Origin of the sequence: Microtetraspora malaysiensis, from assembly GCF_050947145.1 — a bacterium.
Classification (GTDB): Bacteria; Actinomycetota; Actinomycetes; order Streptosporangiales; family Streptosporangiaceae; genus Microtetraspora_A; species Microtetraspora_A malaysiensis.
On the sequence record NZ_CP192000.1, the window covers coordinates 49,799 to 59,824 of the forward strand.

The following is a 10,026-nucleotide window of genomic DNA, read 5'->3' on the forward strand; positions in this document are numbered from 1 at the left end:
CCCCTCGCCGTCAGGCGGAGTCATGAGGCGAGGCCCCCGCGCTGACTTGGTGCGGGGGCCTCGCTGGTGGTGTGATCTGAGGCGGTGTCCGGGGCTGCTACGGGGACGGCAGATCGGCCGTCTTCATCCTCTTGACGACAGTGTGCGTACTCCCGCCGACCTACGCCGTGCTCGCCCGCGTGCACTTCTGTACCCCCCGCATCGGGTTGCGACCTGTCCGTGTACACCGATTTGCGTAGCCGAGGTCGCGCTCCTGGGCTGATGCCGGAGGATCCGCCGCATCCCATGATGGGCGGTTGTTGGATCAGCGCAGGAAAGGGAGCGCAACGTGAAAGCCGTGGTGATCGGGGGCGGGCTGGGCGGGCTGACCTGTGCGGCGGCCTTGCGCCCTGGGACGCATGGCGCTGCGGTCCAACCCCGCGCGGCCGTGGTGCTGCGGGATGCCGGGCTGTGGCTGGCCGGCCGCCGAGGCGGCGATTCCCTTCTCAGACACGGCGACGCGGTCCACGGCTGGCGGCCACCGAGCGTGCCTCAGCACCGCCCCACCACTAGACCTTGGAAAGCTCAATGATCCACCACAACCAGAGCCTGCCAGCCGCCGCCAAGCCGGCGCGAGCCCGCAAGGTCTGGCTGATGCTCATCGTCGCGGCTGGGTTCGGCGCCGTGCTCATCAGCCCCTACCTTGGGCTCGACAGCGGCTCCAGCAGGCTCGACGTCACCAGCGAGTGGTACTACTACCTGCTCGTCGTGCACGTCTTCACCGCGCTGGTCGCGCTCGTGCTCGGCCCGCTGCAGTTCATTCCCGCGATCCGGGCGCGCCGGCGGGTTCACCGGACGATCGGCCGCTGTTACCTCCTGGCGGGGGTGCTGCCCTCCGCGCTGGCCGCCGTACCGGTGGCGCTGCTGTCAGGCCGCGTCATCACCCAGATCGGCCTGACCATCCCCGCCGTCCTGTGGCTCATCACGGGCTGGCTCGCCGTCCGGGCCGCCCGCCGCCGCGACTTCGTCCGCCACCGGCACTGGATGATGCGCAACTACGCGCTCACCTTCCTCGCCGTCACCTCTCGCATCCTGGTGCCGCTCTTCCTGCTGGCCCAGATCCCGTTCAGCGGTACGGGGGGCGCGGGCTCGCTCGCCGCCGGCGCCCAGTCCATGATCCCGATCGGGCAGGCTCTCGGGTGGGTCGTCAACCTCATCGTGGCGGAGATCCTCATCCGGAGGTCCGGCCGACCGCCGTCCCCGTTGGAGAGTGTCGGGGCTTGATCGACAACGGAACGGTCAGTGGCGTTAGCGAGCCGACGCGACAGATACTCGACAGGCATGCCGAGGACCGTACGACCCGCTGACCAGGAAAAACGAGACCCGTCACCGAACCGGAATCAAGACCGGTCTTCTACCGCTAATTCCCGTTCCGATACTCCCCAAGGGCCATCACTGCCGGCTCCTCTCGTGGCCGGTGGCCGGTTCCGTCGCGGTGGTTTCGTCACGCATGGCGGCCAGTTCGGCAAGCGCGGCGCGAGCCCGGCCGAGATCAGGACCGGCGTCGGTGCGGGCGGTGATGGCGTCGGCGGCCCGCCTCGCGGATGTGGCGACCCGCTCGGCCAGGTGGTGCGCCGTGCTGGTGGCGGTCGTCGGCGTGCTGCGGATCCGGTAGGCGCGCTGGCGGCACGCCTGGGAGCAGAAGCGGGCCGGTCGGCCGGTGCCGGCGCGCTGTACCGGGCCTCCGCATCCCTCGCACTCCCCGGGCTCGGGGTCGGCCTGCGTCGCCGCCACCGGGGTTTCGTCACGCTCGGCCGGTGACGTATCGAGCCGCGCACGGCGCTCGATCTCCTCCCAGCGCGCATCGGCCACATAGATGCGCTCGCGCAGGTCGGCGGGGATGGCCTGCCACTCGGGCGAGGCGAGGAACTCCTGCGCGATCTCGGGGCGCATCCGGCGCAGGATGCGGGCCGCCACCATGTCGTAGTCCGGTTCTGCTGCCATCGTCGGCCCTGCTTTCGTCACGGAGATGCGTGACGAAACTCTAGCGATCGGCGTGCGCAGGCTCAAGGCACGCGAGAACCCGGATCCTTGCAATCTCTCTAGCTTCCAACATGCTGTTAAACGGGCTTTGTGCTGGGGAGAAACCGCAGGTGACGCAGCACGATCCGGCACATCAGCCGCCGCCCGCCTCGGCAGCCGTCCAGGCGTGGATCCACCAGGTCCTGCACCTGTCTGGAGCCTGCGCGAGCCTTCCGGCGCCTGAGGCGGAACCTCCGCCAGCCGCGGCGAAAGACCCGCCGTACCGGTCCGCCTGCCGCTGGTAGCTGCCTACATGTAGCGGCCCAACTGCACCACGAGGAACAGCACGATCGCGGCGATGGCGCCGACCTTGAACATCACCCTGACCCCGCCGAACGCTGTCTGACGCAGCCCGGGGATCGACGCGACCGTGTTCCGCCAGTTTCGCCACCGGTCCACCATCCGCTGGAAGGCCCTCCCCGCGATGAACAGGGCGAAGGCGATGGCGATGAACAGGATGACCCGGCTGTCTGCTGGCTCCACATCGGTCCTCCGTGGAGTGGGGGGCAGCTATGGCTACCCACGGTACGACCCTCGGGACGATTCGTCACAAGAGTTGGCGGTTCGCGTATGTCTGCCTGCCGACATGAAGCGGCCCGCCCCCTTCGAGGGGTCCCGGTAGTACGGGGGAAATTTCCAACGGATATGCCTGACCTCCACGGTGAACCATCCCCTTGGCTCGCCCCCTGGTCGCGGAAGATGTCGTGCGTCACCCGGGGTTCCAGGTCACTTGCGAGAAGCGCACTCCGCGAGTGATCGGGGCCCGACCTGCACATGACAACGGTCTCGAGGCACCTCGACCGCTACTGAGGCACGCCGAGCCGCCCTCTGGTCACGGCCACGGCCACGACCGCGAGCGCCGCCAGGCCCAGGGCCGCCGGCCAGGTGCTCATGACGGTCGTCCCCGCCAGGAAGAGCGCCCAGTTGACGCCGTTGTGCCCGAGGACGGCCACCGCCATGCTCCCCCGCGACCCGTTGACCAGCCACGCCAGCACGATCGACAGCGCGACCGTCAGCACCAGGTAGGCGACGAGCTGCCCGGCGTCGCTCCTCGCGGTGTCCCACTCGCGGGTCAGGAAGAGCGGCGCGTGCCAGAAGCAGTGGATCACCCCGAGCACCGACGCGGCGGCGAGCGGATGCAGCCGTCGCTGGAGCAGGGGCAGCGCTACGCCGCGCCAGCCGGGCTCCTCCTGGACCGGCCCGCCGATCAGGTAGACGACGTAGGTGACGGCCGCCGCCGCCCCGATCTGCACGGTGTACCCCACGGCGACCACGAAGGGGATCACCGCGAGAGCGAGGACGTACCAGCCAGGATGTGCGCGCCACCGCAGCAGCCGCCGCCACCCGGAAGGCCCCTCAACCACGCGGGTGACCACGATCGCCGCCGCGAACGGACCGGCGAACAGGCCGAGCTGGTTGACGCCCGCGATCGCCGGGAGCGAGAGCTCGTACGGCAGAAGCCCCACCCCGCTCTGCGACAGCCACCACGGACTCCAGCCGATCCAGGAGCCCAGGTAGGCCATGGCTAAGAAGGCGAGCAGCGGATCCCGCTTGATCATCGTTCTCCCCCGAGGTCGTCGAGCACGGATCGCCAGAAGGCGAGGTTGGCGCGCACGGTCGCTCTCCCCCAGGTGAGCACCCGCAGATGGCTCGGCTGGACGCCCCCGAGCCCGGGCTGTTCGAGGAAGCGCAACGTCCCGGAGAGCTCTTCGACCCGTCGGCGGGCGAGGGGTTCGATGAGCTCGGGGGCGGCGTCCATGAAGAAGAGCTTGAGCATCGCCGGGTCGCGGTGCTGCGACGCCTCGGCTGGCTCCCCGAGCCAGCGCACGAGCTCCTCGCGCCCGGTGTCGGTGACGGCGAACGTCCGCCGCCTGCGGCCGATCTCCTCCTGCGTCGCGGAGACCAGGCCGAGCGTGACCAGGCGCTGCGGCTCCGCGTAGAGCTGCGAGCGGTAGGCGACGACCAGGGCTACGGCGCCGCCGATGCCTCCCACCACGGCGAGGGAGATCTTGATGATCTCCAGCAGGTTGCCGGTGTCGAGGGTGAGCGTGGACGGCAGGCCGATCCAGGCCAGGCCCCCGGCCAGCAGTCCGCCGGCGAGAAGCGTGGCGGCGGCCAGGGTGAGGGCCAGGGCGGCGCCGATGTGCAGCAGCTTGACCGGCCGCGGCTCGGCGGCGCCGTCGGGGCGGGGTGCGCGGGGGAGACGCGGCATATCTCCCACGATGCCGGACTGGTGCGGTGGCTGGGAAGAAGATCGGAAGGCCGTTGGCAGATCGTGTTCCCGGGCCCCGGCAGGTCCCCGGAAGGCGGTTCACAAGGGCGCAGGGTCACTTGCGAGAATAGGGAGCGCGTATTTCACAAGTTGCCTGGTTACTGATCGGCGGCAAGTGCGGCGTAGGCCGTGCTGCGGGAGAGCTTCAGGATGCGGGCGGCCTCCGTGACGCTGACGCCTTCGTCGACGAGGCGGCGCAACGTCGCCAGCTCGGCACCGCTCCAGCTCCGGGCGCGTGGGCACCTCGGTGAACGTCCCGTACGCCTCGGCCTGCTCATCAGTCAGAAACTCCACCGGCACGAGGCGGACCGTAACCAGCACCGACGCCCGTCCGGCGAGCTTTCCGCGAACCCCGGCCGTGCCCGCACCCGGTGTGCCAGCCGACCAAGATCAATCTTGCCGGGATTTCCTGTACCTCAACTACTCACACCCGGCGTCCTGCTCGACTGGCGCGCGGGCCTACTCGCCGCGCTGGCCGTCGCCGTGGGCGACTGGGCCCACACCTACCAGCGGGGCAGCGGAGTCATGGTCGGTCAGGTTTGTACGAGGAGTGTCGGGAGTTCGCGCATGTCATCGAAGACTGTGGTGTTTGGTCCTTCGAGCCATTTCGCGGGTGTGAGTCCGCCGGCGTAGCCAAGAGCGCGCATGCCGGCTGCGCGGGCTGCCTGGATCCCGTATTTGCTGTCCTCGACGACGATGCAGACCGAGGGGTGGACGCCCATCTGCTTGGCGGCGTGCAGGAACAGGTCGGGGGCCGGTTTGCCGTGGGCGACCTCGCTGGCGCTGAAGATGCGGCCTTCGAAGTATGGGTAGATCCCGGTGTGGCCCAGGGTGTGGCGCATCGTGTCGTGGCTGCCGCCAGAGGCGACGCAGCTGGGAAGTGTGAGGGTGTCGAGGACTTCGAGGATGCCATCGACCGGGGTGAGTTCGGCATCGACGGCCGTGCGGTGCAGTTGCTCGAATCTCTCCTGCCAGAGTGCGGCCCGGCGCGGCCCTACTCGGGCGGTGATTTGTTCTCCGTTGGAGAGGGGCGACCGGCCGATGAACTTTTCGATTACCTCGGCTTCGGTCAGCGGCCAGCCCAGCTCGGCGCCCACGGCGACGTGGAGGCGCGCGGCAATGCGTTCGCTGTCGACGAGCACGCCGTCGCAGTCGAAAATGACGAGTTCAATCGGAGTGATCATCCGGAGAGCCTAATCCGATCACGGTGGTTCGCGGCGAGGGAAGGCGGCTGACCCTGGTGGCCCCAGGGGCGGCCTCGCGGAGCCGGCCCTCCGCTCCCGAACGTGTCCCCGGCCGCCAGGTAGGTCTGACGGCGCCATTGGATTCGCGTGATGGGTGTCGGGATTAGAAGGTTTCCCGACACCCCACCGAACCGGTCCGCGACCACCCGGAAAACCGGACACCGGGTGACGAAACACCGCCCCAGGCGGTCGAATTCGCGTCTGAATTGACGACAGGATTTCCCGACAGGTAAAAGGGGCTCCGACCTTCTCGAGGAGCACCTAGTGCGGATCGTCTACTCCCGCGTGTCCACCGCGACCCAGTCACTGCTGCGGCAGCGCCACATCCTCACCGAGGCCGGCCTCCTCGTCCGGACCGAAGGCGTCGCCGAAGGATTCCGCCCCGCCGAGGGCGTGCTGCTGTTCGAGGACCCGGCTACCACTTCCAAGATCCCCGCGCTGGAGCGGCCCGCGTTCGCCAAGGTCGCCGCCGCCGCGCACCCCGGGGACGTCCTGACAGTGTCGGAGCTGTTCCGGCTCTGCCGCGACCTGGTCGACATCCACGCCGTCCGCGACTGGTGCCAGGCCCGCGGCGTCGCCCTGCGCGTCCTGTCCGGACCGCTGTCGAACTTCCATGACCTGGCGGCCAACGACGCGACCACCGCCCTGCTCATCAACGTGATCACCGCCGTCGGGCAGTTCCAGCGCGACCTGCAGAACGAGCTCACCGCCGAAGGGATCGCCGCCGCCGAGGCCGAAGGGCGCTACCGCGGCCGGCCTCCCGCCCTCGACGGCGCCCGGCGCCAGGAAGCGCGGGCGGCGTTCCAGGATCAGGGCACGTCGATCGCGGCCCTCGCACGCACCCACGGAGTCAGCCGCGCCGCCGTACGGACCGCGCTCGCCGACCTGCTACCTCACCAGGCCCAGCCGGACCAGTAATCAGGCCGCCTCCATCGGAACGGCCAGCGGCGATAGCGCGTCCCCCGCGGGCTCGTTATCGCCACTGGCCGTTTAGCCCCCGAGGCCTTTCTCTGGATCGGGCCGAGTGATCGCCACGGGTGAGTTCGGCACTGCGCGTTGGTAGGCATGACAGTGGTCGGCCGCGGAGGCTGTGACTACCCACGCCAGGCCGGGCGGGTGACAGGCACCGCCGCCCGGCTGTGCCTGTCACCCGCCCGCGTCACCCAGGCGTTCGCGAGTGCCGAACTCGCGGACGGCGGTGGAGTCGAGCCCGTGGAGGAGCCGGGCAGGGTTCGCCACGGGCTCTTCCAGGAAGAGGTTCCGGGCGCGCCCGCCCTAGCGTGCATGAGACGGTGGGTGGCTCGCGGCGCTGCGGGTCAGCAGCCCGCAGCGTTGAGCAGGCCGATCTTGGAGTTGAAGCCGATGCCCGTGCAGTGGTAGGTGCCCGAGGGGATGGTGACCAGTCCCGGCCCAAGGCCCGAGCCGGAGCATTCGCCGCCGTGAATGACGTAACCGATCGAATCGGAAACGAAGGAGCGGGCGCCCTTGGCGCAGGTCCATTGCGCTTCATCTGCGAAGGCCGGGGCCGCGAAGGTCCCGGCCAGGACGACGGTGGTGGCGGCGACGGTGGCGATGCGTTTTGTAAGGGTGTTCATGGGGGCCCTTTCCGCGAAGCAGGTGCGGTCGCTGTTCCTACCCGGGTGTGTCGCCATCGAGCTGGCAGGAGTAGTTCAGATCTGGCCAATTTGCTCGGTCGGGGACAAGGTTGTGCGGCTCGCCGCCAAGTGCGTCGACACACCGTTGGGCGAACCAGATCACTCCGGGCAGAAAGATCATATGTCCCATGATCGCCCAGCCGAAAGAGATATGGGTGAGCGCATACGCAACCGCGATCGTCTACCCACGCGAGTGTCACACCATCGCTGAGCGAACCACCGCATCGCTCGGCTACGCCGTACCAGACCGTGGTTCAGCCGTCTGAACAGAAGCTCGGGCTTATTCGCTGATCGTCCAGAGGGTCGCGTGCTGGGTGGAGGATATGCCCCCGCGAAAGCGGCAACCGGGGTCTCGCCGGGCAGCCGGTGGGTCGTCCGGCTCCGGCCGTCCCACCGCATCGCGATGGGGTCGGCCACAAGGCGACATCCCAGCATTACGAACGGTTAGCTCGCCAGCGTTCTTAACGGCACTTCGGGTAGGGGTGAGCCGCCGGTTCTGCCCCCTCGTCGGCGCTGCGGCGTAAAACGACATCATGGACACCTTCAATGTGCTCGTGACGGCTTTCTCCAACCGTGACCTGAAGAAAGAAGAGTTCGAGAATCAGGTAGCGGCACTCAGGCCGCTGATGACCTGGAATCCGTCCACCACGGCCTGGCACGTACAGCTGAGAGGCGAGCGCCCCGAGCACGCCGGTAACGCCCTCACCGCGCTGTTCGAGGTCGCCCGCATGTACGGCACCACCGTCACGGTGCGGCTGGTGCCCACAGAGCCAGCGGGCGGGGCCGTCGCGGCCGACTGACAACAGTGCGGACCAGAGGGGGAAGGCTTAGCTAGGCCCACATCGTGCGTACCGAAACGCAGGTCCCCTCGCCATCCAGGCATGACGAGCGCCCTGGCCTAGAAGCTGCCTGAACAGCTGAGCTCCCGTTCAGTCCGGAATCCCGGCCAGCAGCTCCCCGCGTACGGTCGGAACCAGATGCGAACCGGGGAGCCGGTCCGAGGCGATCAGCTCGTCTACGATGCCAGGCCGACGAGCAGGCCCGCGCGCCAGTCGAGCAGGATGCCGAGCGTGGGGTGCCACCGGAATACGGCAGTATCGGGCCGCGGCCCGATACTGGCGCCTGCCGCCAGTTGCCGGCCAGCGACGCCCCCCGCTATGACGAAACGCCAGGTCACCGAGAGGCCAAAGCGTCGCCTGCGTTTGCCTGGCTCGTGGTCATACGGGAAATCAATGACGACTTCGCCTCTGGACGGGCTCATTCACAGTCATACGGGAAATCAATGACGACTTCGCCTCTGCTGACGGGCTCATTCACAGCAACTTCAACTTGCCTCGACCATAGGGGCGGCATGATCGCCGTAGGGACGAGAACACCTTTCTGCTTGTCCGATTCGTTGTTTTCGTCCGCGGCAGCCGATACCTCCGCGATTGCGTGCGACCAGCGTTCTCGCCAGCGTGGCCAGTCCCCTCCACAGATCAAAACGAAATTCCGTACCACGTTCTCTGACGGCAACCGGTGACCCGCCACGGCGTCGGCCAGCGCACTCTTGGAGACCGCACAGCGCCGCGCCATCTTCCAAAACGGCGGCTCACCAGCGGCAGCTCGCAGCGCCCTCAGCTCACACGCAAATCGCTCGACTGGGCCCGTAGCAGGATCCAGGGCCCGCATGCGCCGTCCGATGGCTCACCCCCTCCTGACGAACTGGACAACTGCCTTTCGTGCGGCTGGACAACGGCCTGCAGTGAATTGTCCAGATTGCTTCAGTTCGGACAATTCACACCTTAAGAAGGTCTCGTAATTTCCCCGATCAGGAAAGGTGCAGGATGAAGAAACTCATCGCCACCTTCGCGGCGGCCGCTCTGACGACGCTTCTGGCAGCAACGACGCTGCTGCTGGGAGTGGCCGCCACTCCGGCGTCGGCGACCACTCCCGGACCGGACAACCAGCACGTGGCCAGCAGGGCGCCGCTGCCCGGCTGCGCCATGGTGCTGGCTCCCAAGGCCAGCAGCGACCAAGGACGGGTCTGTCTGCAAAAGAGCGTCACGCTGGCCGCCGGATCGAGTGCCGCCGCATCCCCAGGGGTGTGCATCTACCAGAACGGACCTGTCTTCTCACCCGCATGGGCCAACGGCTGGGAGCTCTGCGCCTACGGCTCGGGAGATCTCTGGGTCCCGCCCGCGTACAACGATCAGGCCAGCTCGTGGATTTCCGGCTGCACCTCCGGCGTGTTCTACGCGTACCAGCCGGGCACTGCCCCGTGGGGGTTCTTCCCGGCGAATTCCGCCGGCAACTTCCCGTGGGGCGGCGTCCCCAACGACGCACTGTCGTCGCTCTCCCTCGACTGGCCATGCTGACCGCAGTTCGGTGAGTTCCACCGGAAGGGCGTCCTTCGGCGGTTTCGCGGAGGGACGCCCGCCGCGTTGAGAACTGCTCGTTGCCACCAAGGTGTTGCTCCTGGTCGACGTCGGCAAGCGCGGCCTGCCCGGTCCGCTACCTGGCGGCTGGGGACATGTTCGGGAGCGGAGGGCCGGGGTGGATTGTACGAAGCGTTCCAGGACCCGGTACACGGTCGCCCGGCTGACGGAGAAGATCTCGGCGAGGTCGATGATGGTGTAGTTCACCGCCCGCGCGGGCGTCCCTCGTCGTCGTGGTCCTGGTGCTGCCCATGCTGAGCGGCTCGGGTGGCCGCCGAGGCGTTGGCCAGCCACGCACGCTCATCCCAACCGGCGCCCGCGGCGGCGACGACGCCATCTGACCCCGGGGTTGAGGAACAGCGGAACAGCCGTTGGCG

11 protein-coding genes and 1 pseudogene are annotated in these 10,026 nt (G+C 68.3%); 4 read left to right on the plus strand and 8 right to left on the minus strand.

The features are described from left to right. Window positions 1-567 precede the first annotated feature (567 nt). Entirely contained in the window at window positions 568-1,263 is a 696-nt protein-coding gene (locus ACQP1V_RS43575) for a DUF2306 domain-containing protein (protein WP_433426491.1), read from the plus strand. A gap of 168 nt (window positions 1,264-1,431) precedes the next feature. Here the strand turns inward: ACQP1V_RS43575 and ACQP1V_RS43580 are convergent, their stop codons facing one another. The 6 genes from ACQP1V_RS43580 to ACQP1V_RS43605 all read right to left on the minus strand — a co-directional run bounded on the left by ACQP1V_RS43580 (window position 1,432) and on the right by ACQP1V_RS43605 (window position 5,517). Beyond that, window positions 1,432-1,983, minus strand: coding sequence for a hypothetical protein (locus ACQP1V_RS43580; RefSeq protein ID WP_433426494.1), 552 nt, complete (start codon window positions 1,981-1,983; stop codon window positions 1,432-1,434). 327 nt (window positions 1,984-2,310) lie between these two features. Then, entirely contained in the window at window positions 2,311-2,544 is a 234-nt protein-coding gene (locus ACQP1V_RS43585) for a hypothetical protein (protein ID WP_433426495.1), read from the minus strand. 320 nt (window positions 2,545-2,864) lie between these two features. Next, the gene (locus tag ACQP1V_RS43590) at window positions 2,865-3,620 is read right to left on the minus strand and encodes a CPBP family intramembrane glutamic endopeptidase (RefSeq protein ID WP_433426498.1); all 756 of its coding nucleotides are present in this window, start codon (window positions 3,618-3,620) and stop codon (window positions 2,865-2,867) included. Next, on the minus strand, window positions 3,617-4,273 hold the full coding sequence (locus ACQP1V_RS43595; RefSeq protein ID WP_433426500.1) for a PadR family transcriptional regulator: 657 nt from the start codon (window positions 4,271-4,273) through the stop codon (window positions 3,617-3,619). Before ACQP1V_RS43595 ends, ACQP1V_RS43590 begins: the two co-directional genes overlap by 4 nt. Before the next feature lie 158 nt (window positions 4,274-4,431). Next, entirely contained in the window at window positions 4,432-4,533 is a 102-nt protein-coding gene (locus ACQP1V_RS43600) for a helix-turn-helix domain-containing protein (RefSeq protein WP_433426510.1), read from the minus strand. A gap of 333 nt (window positions 4,534-4,866) precedes the next feature. Next, window positions 4,867-5,517: an HAD family hydrolase gene (locus ACQP1V_RS43605; RefSeq protein ID WP_433426503.1), complete on the minus strand. Its 651-nt coding sequence runs from the start codon at window positions 5,515-5,517 to the stop codon at window positions 4,867-4,869. 324 nt (window positions 5,518-5,841) lie between these two features. Between ACQP1V_RS43605 and ACQP1V_RS43610 the strand changes: the two genes are divergently transcribed. Beyond that, window positions 5,842-6,495: a recombinase family protein gene (locus ACQP1V_RS43610; RefSeq protein ID WP_433426504.1), complete on the plus strand. Its 654-nt coding sequence runs from the start codon at window positions 5,842-5,844 to the stop codon at window positions 6,493-6,495. Window positions 6,496-6,893: 398 nt separating this feature from the next. On the opposite strand, the gene ACQP1V_RS43615 is transcribed toward ACQP1V_RS43610, so the two are convergent. Further along, window positions 6,894-7,172, minus strand: coding sequence for a hypothetical protein (locus ACQP1V_RS43615; protein WP_433426506.1), 279 nt, complete (start codon window positions 7,170-7,172; stop codon window positions 6,894-6,896). Between the two features lie 593 nt (window positions 7,173-7,765). On the opposite strand from ACQP1V_RS43615, the gene ACQP1V_RS43620 reads away from it, so the two are divergent. Both ACQP1V_RS43620 and ACQP1V_RS43625 read left to right on the plus strand, forming a co-directional pair. After that, window positions 7,766-8,032 carry a hypothetical protein gene (locus tag ACQP1V_RS43620; protein ID WP_433426507.1) on the plus strand — a complete coding sequence of 89 codons (267 nt, stop codon included), beginning with the start codon at window positions 7,766-7,768 and terminating at the stop codon, window positions 8,030-8,032. 1,026 nt (window positions 8,033-9,058) lie between these two features. After that, window positions 9,059-9,589 carry a hypothetical protein gene (locus ACQP1V_RS43625; RefSeq protein ID WP_433426514.1) on the plus strand — a complete coding sequence of 177 codons (531 nt, stop codon included), beginning with the start codon at window positions 9,059-9,061 and terminating at the stop codon, window positions 9,587-9,589. 201 nt (window positions 9,590-9,790) lie between these two features. On the opposite strand, the pseudogene ACQP1V_RS43630 reads toward ACQP1V_RS43625, so the two are convergent. After that, window positions 9,791-9,943 (minus strand): annotated as a pseudogene (locus ACQP1V_RS43630) (helix-turn-helix domain-containing protein); the annotation flags it as partial. Window positions 9,944-10,026: the final 83 nt, after the last annotated feature.

Excerpts from the sequence above, each read along its gene's own strand:
- ACQP1V_RS43575 (WP_433426491.1), top strand. The coding sequence starts at position 568 with ATGATCCACCACAACCAGAGCCTGCCAGCCGCCGCCAAGCCGGCGCGA.
- ACQP1V_RS43580 (WP_433426494.1), bottom strand. The coding sequence starts at position 1,983 with ATGGCAGCAGAACCGGACTACGACATGGTGGCGGCCCGCATCCTGCGC.
- ACQP1V_RS43590 (WP_433426498.1), bottom strand. The coding sequence starts at position 3,620 with ATGATCAAGCGGGATCCGCTGCTCGCCTTCTTAGCCATGGCCTACCTG.
- ACQP1V_RS43615 (WP_433426506.1), bottom strand. The coding sequence starts at position 7,172 with ATGAACACCCTTACAAAACGCATCGCCACCGTCGCCGCCACCACCGTC.
- ACQP1V_RS43595 (WP_433426500.1), bottom strand. The coding sequence starts at position 4,273 with ATGCCGCGTCTCCCCCGCGCACCCCGCCCCGACGGCGCCGCCGAGCCG.
- ACQP1V_RS43620 (WP_433426507.1), top strand. The coding sequence starts at position 7,766 with ATGGACACCTTCAATGTGCTCGTGACGGCTTTCTCCAACCGTGACCTG.
- ACQP1V_RS43605 (WP_433426503.1), bottom strand. The coding sequence starts at position 5,517 with ATGATCACTCCGATTGAACTCGTCATTTTCGACTGCGACGGCGTGCTC.
- ACQP1V_RS43625 (WP_433426514.1), top strand. The coding sequence starts at position 9,059 with ATGAAGAAACTCATCGCCACCTTCGCGGCGGCCGCTCTGACGACGCTT.